Annotated in this window: 12 protein-coding genes and 1 tRNA gene; 1 reads left to right on the top strand and 12 read right to left on the bottom strand. The window is 59.9% G+C overall.

Going from position 1 to position 15,624, the window contains the following annotated elements; all coding sequences use genetic code 11:
* The coding region (locus L598_RS07595) for an integrase core domain-containing protein (RefSeq protein ID WP_144861369.1) at nucleotides 1-182 on the top strand (182 nt) is incomplete at its 5' end.
* A gap of 1,752 nt (nucleotides 183-1,934) precedes the next feature.
* Here L598_RS07595 and L598_RS07590 read toward each other — a convergent pair.
* The 12 genes from L598_RS07590 to L598_RS07530 all read right to left on the bottom strand — a co-directional run bounded on the left by L598_RS07590 (nucleotide 1,935) and on the right by L598_RS07530 (nucleotide 15,516).
* Nucleotides 1,935-2,011, bottom strand: a tRNA-Arg gene (locus tag L598_RS07590).
* Between the two features lie 168 nt (nucleotides 2,012-2,179).
* The gene (locus L598_RS07585) at nucleotides 2,180-3,670 is read right to left on the bottom strand and encodes a HAMP domain-containing sensor histidine kinase (protein ID WP_144861368.1); all 1,491 of its coding nucleotides are present in this window, start codon (nucleotides 3,668-3,670) and stop codon (nucleotides 2,180-2,182) included.
* A 23-nt stretch (nucleotides 3,671-3,693) separates the two neighbouring features.
* Nucleotides 3,694-5,118 (bottom strand): FAD-dependent oxidoreductase, encoded by a 1,425-nt coding sequence (locus L598_RS07580; RefSeq protein ID WP_144861367.1) that lies wholly within the window; start codon nucleotides 5,116-5,118, stop codon nucleotides 3,694-3,696.
* Between the two features lie 31 nt (nucleotides 5,119-5,149).
* The gene (locus tag L598_RS07575) at nucleotides 5,150-5,890 is read right to left on the bottom strand and encodes a VTT domain-containing protein (RefSeq protein ID WP_144861366.1); all 741 of its coding nucleotides are present in this window, start codon (nucleotides 5,888-5,890) and stop codon (nucleotides 5,150-5,152) included.
* A 343-nt stretch (nucleotides 5,891-6,233) separates the two neighbouring features.
* Entirely contained in the window at nucleotides 6,234-7,625 is a 1,392-nt protein-coding gene (fumC, locus tag L598_RS07570; protein ID WP_144861365.1) for a class II fumarate hydratase, read from the bottom strand.
* Nucleotides 7,626-7,813: 188 nt separating this feature from the next.
* Nucleotides 7,814-9,454, bottom strand: coding sequence for a chaperonin GroEL (gene groL, locus L598_RS07565; protein WP_144861364.1), 1,641 nt, complete (start codon nucleotides 9,452-9,454; stop codon nucleotides 7,814-7,816).
* Between the two features lie 68 nt (nucleotides 9,455-9,522).
* Nucleotides 9,523-9,819 (bottom strand): co-chaperone GroES, encoded by a 297-nt coding sequence (groES, locus tag L598_RS07560; protein WP_144861363.1) that lies wholly within the window; start codon nucleotides 9,817-9,819, stop codon nucleotides 9,523-9,525.
* A 198-nt stretch (nucleotides 9,820-10,017) separates the two neighbouring features.
* Nucleotides 10,018-10,656 carry a DNA-3-methyladenine glycosylase I gene (locus tag L598_RS07555; protein WP_144861362.1) on the bottom strand — a complete coding sequence of 213 codons (639 nt, stop codon included), beginning with the start codon at nucleotides 10,654-10,656 and terminating at the stop codon, nucleotides 10,018-10,020.
* A gap of 342 nt (nucleotides 10,657-10,998) precedes the next feature.
* Nucleotides 10,999-12,339 (bottom strand): glycolate oxidase subunit GlcF, encoded by a 1,341-nt coding sequence (glcF, locus tag L598_RS07545; protein WP_144861361.1) that lies wholly within the window; start codon nucleotides 12,337-12,339, stop codon nucleotides 10,999-11,001.
* Between the two features lie 11 nt (nucleotides 12,340-12,350).
* The gene (locus tag L598_RS07540; RefSeq protein ID WP_144861360.1) at nucleotides 12,351-12,731 is read right to left on the bottom strand and encodes a DUF4870 domain-containing protein; all 381 of its coding nucleotides are present in this window, start codon (nucleotides 12,729-12,731) and stop codon (nucleotides 12,351-12,353) included.
* Nucleotides 12,732-12,771: 40 nt separating this feature from the next.
* Nucleotides 12,772-13,980: a glycolate oxidase subunit GlcE gene (gene glcE, locus L598_RS07535; protein ID WP_144861359.1), complete on the bottom strand. Its 1,209-nt coding sequence runs from the start codon at nucleotides 13,978-13,980 to the stop codon at nucleotides 12,772-12,774.
* A 39-nt stretch (nucleotides 13,981-14,019) separates the two neighbouring features.
* Entirely contained in the window at nucleotides 14,020-15,516 is a 1,497-nt protein-coding gene (locus tag L598_RS07530) for an FAD-linked oxidase C-terminal domain-containing protein (RefSeq protein WP_144861358.1), read from the bottom strand.
* Nucleotides 15,517-15,624: the final 108 nt, after the last annotated feature.

Genomic DNA, 15,624 nt, shown 5'->3' with positions numbered 1-15,624 from the left:
AGCAGCAGGTCGCGGCGTTCGTCGATCACTACAACCACCGCCGCTACCACGAGAGCCTCGACAATCTCACCCCTGCCGACGTCTACTTCGGGCGCGGCGATATCATCACGCTGGAAAGGGAAAGGATCAAACGCGAAACCATCAAACAGCGCCGCTTGCTTCATCGAGATGCAGCGGCCTAATGTGACAAACCTGATGGACCAGAGCCTCCGTTAGCTCACGCCGCCGGTTGTCCCAAAAACCCTGACGACGGACAGTAGACCCCGAAGCCAATGAGCGTTTCAGAAGGGCAGCACGGGAGTTAATCGAAGTCCGGGATATTCCTGCCCTTCGGAAGATCAACCTGACGTTCAATGGTCAACAGAAGGGAAAGCTCATCGGGAAGAAGGTCGCTTCGGCTCTCCACGACGTCCGTAGGTACTGGCTAAAAGACGTTCCCTTGAGTGACGTCCTGATTACCTGTGCGAAACACAATTGGTTTCTAAACGGGAAGGATGGAGACGACGTGAAGTCCCCTCGACCCGGACCCTTTGCGGTCAAGGCTAGGCTCTTCGATGGCGTCACATGGATAGCCAATACGACGAGAGGGACTAACAAGTTCATCGACAAGAGCCATCTGGTTTACCTCTACGATCAGAACATGAACCCGTTTATCAACCGGTGGCTAGGTCTAGGGGAGAACGGGGTTGAGCAGGATCGATACGCTTTGACGGAATTGATCCAGTGGGTTTACCGCTCCCGTGTCAGACGGGGTGAACCCGTGACGTTGTATCTCCCGAGTACCCGCATGAGGAGGATACTCCAAGACTATCTCTCGGAACCGTCTCCGAGAATGAAGAAATCAGTCGAAATGACGTCGGGATTGAAGCTCGAAATGGAGTACTCGTAGAGTCATAGAGCACCACCCGTGCTCTATTGATTCAAATTCACCAATGATTTCAATAAGTTACAAGGGACATCATTAAAGGAAAATATTCAAAAAGGGGTAAGAAAGAGTAGATTACTCACGGATATTTCTTCCGGGGAACTCTGGTATCCCGTCTGTTATTTCGATGGTCATCTGGGGGAATTACAAAGGGATTCTGAAGAGTGGTCGGCCTCACGGCCTCGCTTAACGGAAAGAGGGATATAACTTGAAGTATCCCCCTTCTTAGTCTTCTCCGTTATACGAGCCTCGAAGAGGCGACTACTCTTACCCTGCCCGAATTCCGCCCGGAATGATATTGATCTTACGAATATCGCTCTGAGCGAGCGCGAACCGGGGGTGTCCGGGCCGGGTCATGGGGGAGTTATGCGAAACAGGGTCCGAAGCTTGCGAGCCGTAACGGTCGCGGCAATTCTTCTCGTACCGTCCCATTTGATAGCCGAAGAAAACCCCACTCGGGCAACGCCCGTCGACTCCCTATCGAGTCTCATCGAACAAAATCCCGAGTGTAGTCAGTTCAACGATGGTTGCTCTGTCTGTCAGGTGACCGAGGGACATGCGATGTGTTCGACCCCCGGCATAGCCTGTATCGTCAAGGGCTGGACGTGTGCTGAAAGGACGGTTGGACCTATAGACCCTGAGAGCCGATCGGTCGAAGACCGCTAGACATCTGCTCGGCACGGAAGTGCCTCATAGGAACCTCCGGTTCTGAGATGTCATAATTTCTCCGAGAAAATTTCGAGGGGTCATACTCTTATAGCGACCGGGGGTATGACCCCCTTGGTACCCCGTAGGGGGGTGTCTCGACGTGGCCAGCAGCTCAAGGATGAGGCTCGTCCGGGTGGCTTCCTCTCTCTGACAAGGCTCTCGGCACGGAAGTGCCTTGGAGGAACCTCCGGTTCTGAACGTCTGCTCCGTTTGGTCATTACTCCGTCATTACATATCGTGTTTCTCCGTCGATCTTAAAAATCAGAGGAAGAACAAACATGAATGATTTCAAAGGGTTGAATGGCGCGCCCGAAGAGATTCGAACTCCTGACCCCCAGATTCGTAGTCTGGTGCTCTATCCAGCTGAGCTACGGGCGCGCGGGCTGCCGAAGCAGCCTAGCAGGGACATAGACTTTAGTCCCGCCTGCCGGTGGCGTTACCTAGCGATTGATGCGCGCAAAAGCAAGCGGCGATACGAGAAACTTTCGCAAGAAAATACATGCCCGACAGCCTACCTTGGAGATGCGGGCTGTTGGCTCGTTTCGGTTATGCGGGGCGACGCAATGTGTCTCGCGCCTTCTCTATGTCAACCGGCTCATCCGGAATCACGACGGCGAACACCGTATTTCCGCCGACGCTTTCAACGAGTTCCAAGGTCCCGCCATGTGCCCGCACAAGCTCATGCGCGATGGCGAGGCCAAGCCCGGTACCCCCGCTGCGAGCCGAGCCTCGGAAGGCCGCAAAAAGATTTTCGCGCGCCTTCTGTGGTAGCCCCGGACCAGTATCGGCGACCAGGATGCGCACCACCGTGCCGCTTCGCTCCGCCGAAACCGTCAGCCGGCGTACCGGCAAACTGTCCTTGGCAGTCGTCATGGCCTCGACGGAATTGCGGCAGAGATTGGCGATGGCACGGAAGAGTTGCTCCGCATCCCCGTCAATCTCATGTGTTTCATCAATTGCGTTGACGAACTCGATGCCGCTCGTCGTATCGATGCCGAGCGCATTCTGCACATCCTCCACCAGGTGGTAGAGCTTGATCCTGCGCCTTTGCGGGGGCGCTTCCTGGGTGCGGCCATAGGCCAGAACGCCTTCCGAATAGGCGACCGCTCGGTCAAGCGTGCGCACCAGCCGCGGCGCCAGCAATTGAACCGTCGGATCGTTTACGGTCCGCAATCTTTCCGACATCAACTGGGCCGAGGCCAGCATGTTGCGCATATCGTGATTGATCTTGGAGACGGCGAGCCCGAGATCGGCAAGATGCTTCTGCTCGCTGAGCGTCTTTTGCAGATGCGTTTGCATGGCGGCGAGTTCACGTTCTGCCACCCCGATCTCATCACCGCGATCTTCAGGCCGGATGATGCGGGAGGGATCGTCAGGGGCCTCGGCAAAAGTCAGCATGGAGCACGTCATATCCCGGACAGGGCGTATCATGATCCGGTTGATCGCATAGAAAACCAGGGTCGCGGTGAACAGGGAGATCAGGAGCGACAGTAAAGCGATATTGCGCGCATAGACCAGCATCGCCTTGCGCAAGGAATAATCCGGGATGACGATTTCGAATTCCTTGGTGCTTTCACCCATCCTGCCATAAGCGCGCAACATCCGGTCGCCGCCGAAGAATAAAGTATCCAAGGCGCCTGTCATCGCCTCGAAGGGGCCGACCGCTTCGAGCGGGATATGCTCGTCGACCTGCGGAGGCACATCGGAGATGACGAGCAGCCTTGAGACGCCTTCGTCGCGAACGGCGATGGCCTTTGCGCCAATCGACATCAGGATTTCCTTGCGGACGGCCGGGCTCAGCCTGTCTGTATCGGATTCAACCAGAAGAGTGCTCACGGCGGCTGCCGTGCCAAGCTTCTCGGTCAGCCATTGCAGCCGGAAGTTCGCCACCGAAGGCACAAAGATCAGAACCTCCGCGATCAGGACGAAGATGATGGTAAGGACCAGAAGCTTGGTGGAAAGGCCGCGCGAGAGCGGGACCATGCGGTCCGAAACAGCCTGATGGCCCCCCTGGCTGCGGCTCTCGTCCGTTGTCATGCATGTCCCTCATAAATCCGAGCCTAGCCGAACAGGCGCAGGAAGCGCAAAAGTCCCTGGACGAGCGGCTCACGGGCCTTCTCCTTGAAATAGGTAATGGCAGCGCGTTTTCCAATTTCTCCCATCGTCGGGTAGGGGGCAATGTGGCCTATGATGTCGTGCACCCTCATGCCCTTCGCCAAGGCGAGCGACCAGAATCCTATCAGTTCGCCGGCATTGGAGCCGACGATCGAAACGCCGAGGATGCGCCCGCGCCGGCAGGTGACGAGCTTGAGGAAGCCTTCCGTACTGAGATCGGCCTGCGCCCGGTCGATCTCGCTGAAGGGACAGCGAAGAACATGGATTTGCCCGTTCGCTTCGCGTGCCTGTGCCTCGGAAAGGCCGACCGAGGCTATCTCGGGATCGGTATAGATGACCCGGGGGATGAGTTCCGGTTTCCTGCGAACCGGCAGCCGGAACAGGATCGATTTCACAGCCAGCTTGGCGTGGTAGTTCGCCGCATGGGTGAATTGCCCTCCTGCCACGTCGCCGATCGCATAAACGCGGCGATTTGTCGTGCGCAGCCGATCGTCGACCTTTATGCCTTTCGAGTCGAACCGGATACTGGCTTTGTCCAGGCCGAGCCGTTCGACATTTGGCGAGCGGCCGGTGGCGACCAGCAGATGGCTGCCTTCGATGATCGTTTCCGCGCCTGTAGGCCCGGTATACAGCCGCACGCCCGCTTCTCCGTCCTTTTCCAGGCGAAAGGCAACCGAGTGCTCGTGGATGACGACGCCCTCCGCCCTGAGCTTTTGAAGGACGAGGGCCGCAAGTTCAGGATCGTCCTTGCCAAGGGCGCTGCCTGCCTCGATCACCGTGACGGCGGAGCCGAGGCGATGATAGGCCTGTGCCAGTTCGAAGCCGACCGGCCCTCCGCCCAGGATCAGGAGATGATCGGGCTTTTCCGCAAGATCGAAGATCGTTTCGTTGGTCAGGAAAGGTATATTCTCAATACCCGGAATCGGCGGAATGGAAGGTGACGAACCGACGGCGACGACGTAGCGGCGAGCTTGGATTTCATATTCTCCGGCCACGACGCATTTGTCGTCAACGAAACGTGCCTCGGCCTGGATCACCTGCACGCCCATAGCGGTGAAACGCTCGACCGAATCGTTGGGGGCAATGGCGGCGATGACGGAACGGATATGAGCCGTCACCTTATGAAAATCGATCCGTGGTTCGACATCGGCTATGCCGAAGGGGGAGCCTTGCCTGAGCCCGTGCGCCTGTTTTGCTGCGGCAATCAGCGCCTTTGACGGAACGCAGCCGTAGTTCAGGCAATCACCGCCCATTCTGCCCTTCTCGACCAGGACCACTGGAACGCCGAAATGGGCCGCTACGGCCGCCACGGTCAATCCCCCGGAACCGCCTCCGATCACACAGATATCGGGCCGCAGCTTCTTCGTCATCGAGGGGTTTCTCCGGAGGATCCCGCTGGCGTCAGCGACCCAGGACCTTGGTTTTCTTTATGATGATGGGAATTGCCGCTACAAGCGCAAGTGCGGCGAAGGCCAGCGTGATCTCCGGCGTGACCAGATCCGCGATCGTGGCTTCGTGGCCGGACCGCGTGGCAGCCATCAGAACACTTTCGACGCCTCTTCCGAGATAGGCGAAGGCGAAGGTGGCGGGCAGGATCCCGAGGAATGTCGCTGCGACATAGGTGCGGAGAGGAACCTTGAAGAAGGCAGGGGCGATATTGACAACGCAGAAGGGGAAGATGGGCGCCAGCCTGAGCACCAGCAGATAGCTGAAGGCGTCCTTTTCCAGCCCCTCTGCAAACCGGGCCGCGCGCCCGCAGAGATGGCAGCGAAAACTGTCGCCGCATGCCGAGCGGGCGGCGAGAAAAAGGCCGGTGGCGCCGGCTGTCGCTGCGACCGCGACCAGCATGCCGCCGAGAAGCCAGCCGAAAAGGAACCCCGCGAAGACTGTAAGCGCCGAGGCGGCTGGAATTGAGAAGGCAACAGCGAGCGCATATAAAACGGCAAAACCGAGCGGTGCTCCGACCGGATGTCCTGCGACGAAACTTTTCAGGGCTTCCCGGCTGTCAGCAAGCGATCCGAGGGTCAGATATTGGTGCCAGCCGAGAGCGTAGGCGAGCATGATGCCAGCGAGAATCAGCCCCGCAGGCACATATCGCCACAGGCGAGTGTGCCGCGTATGCTGTTCCTTGATGTCTGCCATTCCGCTCACCGTCGCCTTCCGCGCCACCGCTTGCTTTCTGCTATAGCTGAAGCCGCGTGTCCCAAGCCCGGCATCAATAGCCAGATGATGCGCATGCAGGCGAAAAGCAAATATTTTGCGACAGTCTCACCCCGTTTTGAGTGGAAAGCTCGATAAAACTCACTCTTTCGTGAATTCCTGGCAACGAAACGTGGTTCCCCATCCTGCGATGAGCCCCGATTTCACCGGAGAATGGCATCTGCATCTTTTCAACGAACCCGGCGCGATTTCGGAATGCCAGATAGCCGGGCTGGCGGCAAAAAGCGGAATTCCTGTAGGTTTGAAGGCCTTTTAGGATCCGATGCTATTTCGGCTTCACCATTTCCGCCGGTTGGACGAGCCTGTCATAGTCCTCTGCCGAGACAAGCCCGCTCGCCAGCGCTTCCTCGCGCAAGGTGGTGCCGTTCTTGTGCGCGGCCTTTGCGATCTTGGCCGCATTGTCGTAGCCGATGGCCGGCGCAAGCGCCGTCACCAGCATGAGCGAGCGCTGCATGAGATCACTGATGCGCGCTTCGTCGGCTTCGATGCCGGAAACGCAATTGTCTGCGAAGGAACGCATGGCATCCCCAAGCAGTCGGATCGACTGCAGCACCGCATTGGCAATGACTGGTTTGAAGACATTGAGTTCGAAATGTCCCTGACTCGCCGCGAAGGTGACCGTGGCCTGGTTGCCCATGACCTGGGTGGCGACCATCGTCAACGCCTCGGCCTGGGTGGGATTGACCTTGCCGGGCATGATGGAGGAGCCGGGCTCGTTTTCCGGCAGCTTCAGTTCGCCGAGACCCGAGCGCGGGCCCGAACCGAGAAAGCGGATGTCGTTGGCGATCTTGAAGAGATCGGCTGCAAGGGCGGCAAGGCTGCCATGCAAATTGGCCAGTGCGCCGTGGCTTGCCAGAGCCTCGAATTTATTCTCCGCAGTGCGGAAAGGTAGGCCGGTTATATCGGCAACCCGTGCGGCAAAGGCTGTATCAAAGCCAACCGGGGCATTGAGGCCGGTGCCGACCGCGGTACCGCCCTGCGCCAGGGCATAGACATCGTCGAGGCTCTGTTCGATGCGCTTGGTTCCGAGCCGCAATGCCGCCGCATAGCCGGAAAACTCCTGTCCCAGCGTTAGCGGGGTTGCATCCTGCGTGTGCGTTCGGCCGATCTTTACGATCGGCTCGAAGGCGGCCGCCTTCGCTTCCAGTTCAGACGCCAGGTGATCGAGCGCAGGCAGAAGCAGGAATTTCACCTGAGTGGCGGCAGCAATATGCATGGCCGTCGGAAACGTGTCGTTGGACGACTGGCTCATATTCACATGGTCGTTCGGATGCACGGGTTTTTTCGAACCCATCTGCCCGCCCAACATCTCGATCGCGCGATTGGAGATCACCTCATTGGCGTTCATGTTGGACTGGGTGCCGGAACCCGTCTGCCAGACCACCAGCGGAAACTGGTCGTCGAACCGGCCTTCCGACACCTCAGTCGCGGCATTCACGATGGCCGTGGCGATTTCCGGCGAAAGCTTGCCGAGCTGCATATTCACCTCGGCTGCTGCCCGCTTGACGATGCCCAGTGCATGAATAAGCGGCAGCGGCATGCGTTCGGTGCCAATGCGGAAGTTGCCGATGGAGCGTTGCGTCTGGGCGCCCCAATAGCTGTCGGCGGGGACTTCGATTTCCCCGAAGGTATCGGTTTCCGTGCGGGTCTGGGCCATATCGATCGCTCCGACTTTCCTTGAGACTTTCATATGCCGGATTCGCGGCAGAGCAAGAGTTAATCTTGGCAAATTGGCTCATGTTTCAACGGCCGGTCCAACGGGCCGGGAAAGAGAAAAGGGCGGCATTCCTGCCGCCCTCCACATAGGCTGTTCTATCAATCCTCGGGTCCAGCCCGAAGACGGGATCAGAAATCCATGCCGCCCATGCCACCCATGCCGCCGGGCATTGCCGGAGCGGCTGCTTCCTTCTTCGGAGCCTCGGCGATCATGGCTTCCGTGGTGACGAGCAGGCCGGCGACCGACGCAGCATCCTGAAGCGCCGTGCGGACGACCTTGACCGGGTCGACGATGCCGAAGGCGATCATGTCACCATATTCGCCCGTCTGGGCATTGTAGCCGAAGGTAGCTGACTTGTTCTCGAGGATCTTGCCGGCGACGATCGAAGCCTCGGCGCCCGCATTCGCAGCGATCTGGCGGGCCGGAGCCTGCAGCGCGCGACGAACGATGTTGATGCCTGCCTCCTGATCGGCGTTTTCGCCGGTAGCCTTGATGATGGAGGAGGAGCGCAGGAGGGCGGTACCGCCACCCGGGACGATGCCTTCCTCGACGGCCGCGCGGGTCGCGTTGAGGGCGTCGTCCACGCGGTCCTTCTTCTCCTTCACCTCGACTTCGGTCGCACCGCCGACGCGGATGACGGCAACGCCGCCCGCCAGCTTGGCCAGCCGCTCCTGCAGCTTCTCGCGGTCATAGTCGGAGGTCGTCTCCTCGATCTGCTGCTTGATCTGGGCGACGCGGCCCTGGATCTCGGCCTTCTTGCCGGCGCCGTCGACGATCGTGGTGTTCTCCTTGGAGATGGAGACCTTCTTGGCGCGGCCGAGCATGTTAAGGCCGACATTCTCGAGCTTGATGCCGAGATCCTCGGAGATGACCTGGCCGCCGGTGAGGATCGCGATGTCCTCCAGCATGGCCTTGCGGCGATCGCCGAAGCCCGGAGCCTTGACAGCAGCGATCTTCAGGCCGCCGCGCAGCTTGTTGACGACGAGCGTCGCAAGAGCTTCGCCCTCGACATCCTCGGCGATGATGAGCAGCGGCTTTGAGCTTTGAACGACGGCTTCCAGCACCGGCAGCATGGCCTGCAGGTTGGACAGCTTCTTCTCGTGCAGGAGGATATATGCGTCTTCGAGTTCGGCCACCATCTTGTCGGGATTGGTGACGAAGTAAGGGGAGAGATAGCCGCGGTCGAACTGCATGCCCTCGACCACTTCCAGCTCGGTCTCGGCGGTCTTGGCCTCCTCGACCGTGATCACGCCCTCATTGCCGACCTTCTGCATCGCCTCGGCGATCATCTGGCCGATCTCACGCTCGCCATTGGCCGAAATGGTGCCGACCTGGGCGACTTCTTCCGAGGTCTTGATCTTCTTGGCCTTCTTGACGAGATCCGCAACAACCTCGGATACGGCCAGATCGATGCCGCGCTTGAGGTCCATCGGGTTCATGCCGGCGGCAACGGCCTTGGCGCCTTCCTTGACGATCGCCTGGGCAAGAACCGTCGCGGTGGTGGTGCCGTCACCGGCAATGTCGTTGGTCTTCGAGGCCACCTCGCGCACCATCTGCGCGCCCATGTTCTCGAACTTGTCTTCAAGCTCGATCTCCTTGGCGACGGTGACGCCGTCCTTGGTGATGCGCGGTGCGCCGAAGGACTTGTCGATCACGACATTGCGGCCCTTCGGGCCAAGCGTGACCTTCACCGCGTCGGCGAGGATGTCGACGCCGCGCAGCATACGCTCGCGGGCGTCACGGGAAAATTTTACTTCTTTTGCAGCCATTTCTCTCTGCTCCCGGACCTTTCCAGGTCCATAAACTTGTTTCGATCAGTAGCTTGCCGGAATGGTTCTCAGCCGATGATGCCCATGATGTCGGATTCCTTCATGATCAGGAGATCCTCGCCATTGAGCTTCACTTCGGTGCCGGACCACTTGCCGAAAAGCACCCGGTCGCCAACCTTTACATCCAGCGGAACCAGCTTGCCGCTCTCATCGCGCGCACCCGAGCCAACTGCGATGATTTCGCCTTCCTGCGGCTTTTCCTTCGCGGTGTCGGGGATGATGATGCCGCCGGAGGTCTTCTCCTCCGACTCCACCCGGCGTACGACCACACGGTCATGAAGCGGGCGAAATTTCGACTTGGCCATGTTCTGAACCCTTGATTCGGATAATGAAATGAGATTTCTCTCCGTCCGGGTAGGATCGGACGTCTGTTAGCACTCTCTATCGGTGAGTGCTAATGCCGCGCTGAATAGAGGGTCGGCCCTTTGCTGTCAAGTGAAGCGTGGAACATTCACCGCTTGCAAGCGGTTCAGAATGCCGGGATTGCCGATTATCGTCGGAGTCTATGACGGCCGCTTGAATGTCTGCCGTTCCTTTTCGACCGTCGGACGGTACACACAACCCTCGATATGGTCGTTCACGAGGCCGATCGCCTGCATGAAGGCATAGACGGTGGTTGGCCCGACGAAGGACCAGCCGCGCTTTTTCAGATCCTTTGAGATTCTGGTCGAGACTTCCGTCTTCGGATTGGCGACAAGGGTCGGATAGTCGAATGTCGCGGGGCGGTCCTGCGGTCCCGGTTCGAAGCGCCAGAAATAACGCGCCAATGACCCTTCCTTCTCACAAAGCTCGATGGCGCGCCGGGCATTGTTGATGGTCGAGCGGATCTTGCCACCATGACGGATGATGCCGGGATTACCGAGAAGCCGTTCCACATCCGCCTCGGTGAAGCGAGCGATGCGCTCAAAGTCGAAGCCTTCGAAGGCTTCTCGAAAATTCTCGCGCTTGCGCAGGATTGTCAGCCAGGAGAGGCCGGATTGAAAGCCTTCGAGACAAATCTTCTCGAACAGCCGATGATCATTGTCGACCGGACGTCCCCATTCATTATCGTGATAGTGCAGATAGTCGGGCAGATTCCCATGCCAGAAGCACCGAAGCTGGCCGTCGGGACCTTCGATCAATCCGGTAATGTTTTCCGCCATCTCGGTGTTTTCAATCCCACGCGACCGTTAACGTTGTCTTTACCAGATTCCTGAACCCGGCGGTAACCACACCGGAAACTTTCCTGACAGGAAGGCTATTCGCGAAGCCGAATTTACCTTCGGTTGTCTTTCTTGGGGCAGCATCATGGGCGGCAGTGTCTCGTCCGGTTGCATCCGCATCGCAATGAGGATGTGATTGATCTTTACGAGAGGGTGAATATCGATACCAAGGTCGTTGTTATCTGATTCTCGGCTCGGGGGACGGGCCGGATCGCCGAATGGGGAACGTTCCGGGCCGTCGGCAAGGGGCAGCGCGTGAGATCCGCGCTGCCCTTTGTGTTTTCAGGCCTGTGCGGCAACAATCGGTGCGGTAAGCTTGGTCTCCGGGACACTTTTCGGTTTCGGCCCACCATAGGCCCAGTCGAGGAGTTCGACCGTGTGTACGACCGGTATGCAGGTGCCGGCGGCGATCTGCGTGATGCAGCCGATATTGCCCGTCGCCACCACTTCCGCCCCTGTAGCCTCGATGTTCTTGACCTTGCGGTTGCGCAGGCGGGTGGCGATCTCGGAATGCATAATGTTGTAGGTGCCGGCCGAGCCGCAGCACAGATGTCCTTCCCGCGGTTCCTTCACGACGAAGCCGGCCTTCGCCAGAAGGTCCTTTGGCTGCCGCCTGATCCCCTGGCCGTGCTGCATGGAGCAGGCGGAGTGATAGGCGACGGCAAGGCCAGGCACCAGCGCCGGATCAGGCAAATCCAGGGTTGACAGATATTCCGTGACGTCCTTGGCAAGACTTGAAACGCGGGCGGCCTTTTCCTGGTAATCCGGGTCGAGCCGCAGCATGTAAGCATAATCCTTGATGGTCGTGCCACAGCCCGAGGCCGTGATGATGATGGCATCGAGTCCGCCACGCTCTATCTCCCGCATCCAGACGTCGACATTGCGGCGGGCGGAAGCCAGCGCTTCGGCTTCCCGGCCCATGTGATGCGTAAGCGAACCGCAGCATGTTTCGCCTTCCGGTACCACGACCTCGATGCCGAGGCGTGTCAGGAGGCGGATGGCGGCTTCGTTGATGCCAGGCTCCAGCACAGGCTGAACGCAGCCCGTCAAAAGCGCTACGCGGCCGCGGGTTTCGCCATCCGGCTTATGATCCGCCGGGCGCGAAGCCGCGGAAGCCGGCGGAATCGCAGTCGGTGTGAGGTCGAGCATCGACGCGACGGGTTTCAAGGCAGGGATACTGCGGAAAAGAGGCGCGAAGAGGCGGCCGATCTTGGCCAGTTTCAGCGAGGCGCGGAAGTGTCGTGGATAGGGCATCACCCTGGCCAGCAGCGTCCGTGTAAGACGATCGATCAGCGGCCGCCTGTATGTCTTTTCGATATGCGCCCGCGCATGATCGACCAGATGCATGTAGTTCACACCGGAAGGGCAGGTCGTCATGCAGGACAGGCAGGAGAGGCACCGGTCGATATGCGTGACCACCTCTCTGTCCGCGGGCCGGCCGTTCTCCAGCATGTCCTTGATGAGATAAATGCGCCCGCGCGGGCTGTCGAGTTCATTGCCGAGCTCGACATAGGTAGGACAGGTCGCCGTGCAGAAGCCGCAATGGACGCATTTGCGCAGGATCTTCTCGGACTCCGCGATATTCGGATCGGCAAGCTGCTCGGGAGAGAAGATGGTCTGCATTCGGTCCGCTTCTATATGATCCAGCTCTTCGGGTTCTTGATCGCCTCGCCGCGGGCGGCCGCCTGCAAGCCGATGATGCAGCGGACCACCACCCAGACAGCCACGACCAGAATGAGCACGACGCCGATCCCGACGATCATCAGCAGGGTCGAAATCAGGCTGTAGAGCAGCGCGAGCCAGAAGGTTCGGATCGCCCAGTCGTAATGGGTCTCGACCCAACCACCCGCCTTGCCGCGATTGATATAGGCGATCACGACGCCGACAAGCGCCGAGACACCGATAGCGAGTCCGATGAGATAGAGCACGTAGATGAGCTGGAGGTTGTTCTTGCCCGGTTCGAGCAATCCGCCGCCGATCTGCTGTTCCGGTCGTTCAGGGCCTGTGTCGGTCATCGCCGGCCTCCACGTTACAACGCCTCTCTATATCACAGGCTCAGGCTGCGGCCATTCGGCCAGGATTGAGGATTCCTTTCGGATCGAACTGCTCCTTGAGGCGGGCGGAAAGCGCCGCCAAGGCCGGCGGCTGCGGCTGGAAGACGGGCAGGGAAGCCCGCAAGGGAGCCGGCGCCCGCACCAGCGTCGCATGGCCGCCTCCGAAACGCGTGATCATGCCGCGCAAGGTTTCGGCTTCCGGGTCGGCCTCCATGCGCAGCCAGATCAATCCGCCTTGCCAGTCGTAAAAGGCGTTGACGCCTGCCTCCATGCGCAGGGCCGCAATCATCTGATGCGCGTCAGTCGGCGCCATCGAGACGCGCCAGACCGGCGCGTTCGTTCCGTCGGCAAAGGGTTTGCAGTCGCGGATCTCGCGCCAGAGCGTGCGCGAAATATCCGCTTCCAGGAATTCAACTGGCCCGAGCCCCGCAAAGAGCTTGTGGAGCTTCTCCGAACGATAGGCGACGGAGGGGGCAAAGCCTTCGACGCGCAGGACAGTTCGGGGCCCGCCGCCAAAAGCGCCATTCAGGAACCGCCGCACGACCATCTCGGGCAGATGCGAGGCACCCGAGACCTCGGCGCTGGAGCCCATGGCTTCGGCCATGATCGCCGTGGCCTGCACGTCGTCGAGACCTGCGATGGCAAGTGTCGTCTCGGTTTCGGTCGCCGGAAGCACCTTGAAGGTGACGTCGGTGACGACCGCCAGCGTACCCCACGACCCCGCCATGGCTTTGGAGAGGTCGTAACCTGTGACGTTCTTGACGACCCGGCCGCCAGACTTGAAGGCCTTGCCACGCCCGGAAACGGCATGGATACCGAGCACATGGTCACGCGCGGCTCCCGATTTCAGGCGCCGCGGCCCGGAAAGATTGGCCGCCAGCGCTCCGCCGATCGTGCCGCGCCCGGCTTCCTGTCCTAGAAGCGGGCCGTAATCCATCGGCTCGAAGGCGAGTTGCTGGCCGTGTTGGAAAAGCAGCTCCTCGATCTCGCGGATCGGCGTTCCAGCCCGCGCCGAAAGAACGAGCTCCGCAGGCTCGTAAAGGGTGATGTCGGAAAGGGCGGAGAGATCGAGCGTATGCTCGGTCTGTAGCGGCCTGCCGATCCCGCGCTTCGATCCATGGCCCACGACTTCCAGCGGCACTTCCTCGGAAACCGCCCATTGCACGGTTTCCAACACTTCTTCGGCGGTGGATGGGGTAAAGGTGGTCATGGAAGACAGCTTTCCTCTCCCAAGCGGGAAGAGGAAATATCAAAACCTCGGAATGTCGGGAAACGGCATCTGGCCGCGGTGGATGTGCATGCGGCCGAGCTCGGCGCAGCGATGCAGTTGCGGGAAGACCTTGCCCGGATTGAGCAGGTGGTTCGGGTCAAAGGCGCATTTGACCCGGATCTGCTGGTCGAGATCGGCCTTGTCGAACATTTCCGGCATCAGGTCGCGCTTTTCCACCCCAACGCCATGTTCGCCAGTCAGCACACCGCCGACCTTGACGCAAAGCCGCAATATGTCAGCCCCGAAAGCCTCGGCACGTTCCAGTTCACCCGGCTCATTGGCGTCGTAGAGGATCAGCGGATGCAGGTTGCCGTCGCCTGCATGGAAAACATTGGCGACGCGCAGGCCGTATTTCTCGGAAAGCTCGCGCATTCCGGAGAGCACCTTAGGCAGTTCCTTGCGCGGGATGGTGCCATCCATGCAGTAATAGTCCGGCGAGATACGGCCGACGGCGGGGAAGGCGGCCTTGCGACCGGCCCAGAAGGTCAGGCGCTCTTCCTCCGATTGCGAGATGCGGCAGGTAGTGGAGTTGTTTCGGGCCGCGATCGCTTCCACTTCCGCGATCAGGTGGTCGACCTCCGCGCCGGGCCCGTCCAGTTCAACGATCAACAGCGCCTCGCATTCCAGCGGGTAGCCGGCATGGACAAAATCCTCCGCCGCATGGATCGCCGGCCGGTCCATCATCTCCATGCCACCGGGGATGATGCCGGCGCCTATGATATCAGCCACGCATTGTCCCGCTTCCTCGCTGGAAGGGAAACCGATCAGCAGAGCACGCGCCATCTCGGGCTTCTTGAGGATGCGCACCGTCACTTCCGTCACAACGCCGAGCAGCCCTTCGGAGCCGGTCATGATGCCGAGAAGGTCGTAGCCTTCCGAATCGAGGTGTTTGCCGCCCAGGCGGACGACCTCGCCATTAATCAGTACCATCTCAATACCGAGCACGTTGTTGGCCGTCAGCCCGTATTTCAGGCAATGCACGCCGCCGGAATTCTCCGCCACATTGCCGCCGATCGAGCAGGCGATCTGCGATGACGGATCCGGTGCATAGTAAAAGCCCTCATGCTCCACGGCATTGGTAATGCCGAGATTGGTCACGCCCGGCTGCGCGACCACCGCGCGATTCGGAAAATCGATGTCGAGGATGCGGTTGAAGCGGCTCATCACGAGGAGCACGGCATCCTCGAGCGGCAGCGCACCGCCCGAAAGCGAGGTTCCCGAGCCGCGCGGCACGACGCGGATATTGCGGTCGTGGCAATATTTCAGGATGCGCGAGACCTGCGCCGTCGTTTCCGGCAGTACGACGACCAGCGGAAGCTGCCGATAGGCCGTCAGCCCGTCGCTCTCGAAAGCCCGCATTTCGTTCGCCGTGTCCACCACGCCTTCGCCCGGCACGATGATACGCATGTCGGCGACGATCTCATGGCGCCGCCGAAGGGTCTCAGCATCAGGCTTGGGCAGACTGGGACCGGACAAGGTGTACCTCTTCCAGAAATTGGTAAAAATGCTTTACCAGTTACTGCCAGAGAGCGCAAACTGTGACCGAGAGTCTCGCCGCGTCTCGTAGAAGTGGACAAAAAGATT

Source organism: Mesorhizobium sp. J18, assembly GCF_007829525.1.
In the GTDB taxonomy this organism is placed as follows: domain Bacteria; phylum Pseudomonadota; class Alphaproteobacteria; order Rhizobiales; family Rhizobiaceae; genus VLJP01.
Note: the sequence above shows the minus strand (reverse complement) of the source record. Positions and strands in the feature narration are given on the sequence as shown.

What these genes read in the sequence shown, in the direction of transcription:
- L598_RS07585 (WP_144861368.1), bottom strand. Translation starts at nt 3,670, where the DNA reads ATGACAACGGACGAGAGCCGCAGCCAGGGGGGCCATCAGGCTGTTTCG.
- L598_RS07580 (WP_144861367.1), bottom strand. Translation starts at nt 5,118, where the DNA reads ATGACGAAGAAGCTGCGGCCCGATATCTGTGTGATCGGAGGCGGTTCC.
- L598_RS07575 (WP_144861366.1), bottom strand. Translation starts at nt 5,890, where the DNA reads ATGGCAGACATCAAGGAACAGCATACGCGGCACACTCGCCTGTGGCGA.
- fumC (WP_144861365.1), bottom strand. Translation starts at nt 7,625, where the DNA reads ATGGCCCAGACCCGCACGGAAACCGATACCTTCGGGGAAATCGAAGTC.
- groL (WP_144861364.1), bottom strand. Translation starts at nt 9,454, where the DNA reads ATGGCTGCAAAAGAAGTAAAATTTTCCCGTGACGCCCGCGAGCGTATG.
- groES (WP_144861363.1), bottom strand. Translation starts at nt 9,819, where the DNA reads ATGGCCAAGTCGAAATTTCGCCCGCTTCATGACCGTGTGGTCGTACGC.
- L598_RS07555 (WP_144861362.1), bottom strand. Translation starts at nt 10,656, where the DNA reads ATGGCGGAAAACATTACCGGATTGATCGAAGGTCCCGACGGCCAGCTT.
- glcF (WP_144861361.1), bottom strand. Translation starts at nt 12,339, where the DNA reads ATGCAGACCATCTTCTCTCCCGAGCAGCTTGCCGATCCGAATATCGCG.
- L598_RS07540 (WP_144861360.1), bottom strand. Translation starts at nt 12,731, where the DNA reads ATGACCGACACAGGCCCTGAACGACCGGAACAGCAGATCGGCGGCGGA.
- glcE (WP_144861359.1), bottom strand. Translation starts at nt 13,980, where the DNA reads ATGACCACCTTTACCCCATCCACCGCCGAAGAAGTGTTGGAAACCGTG.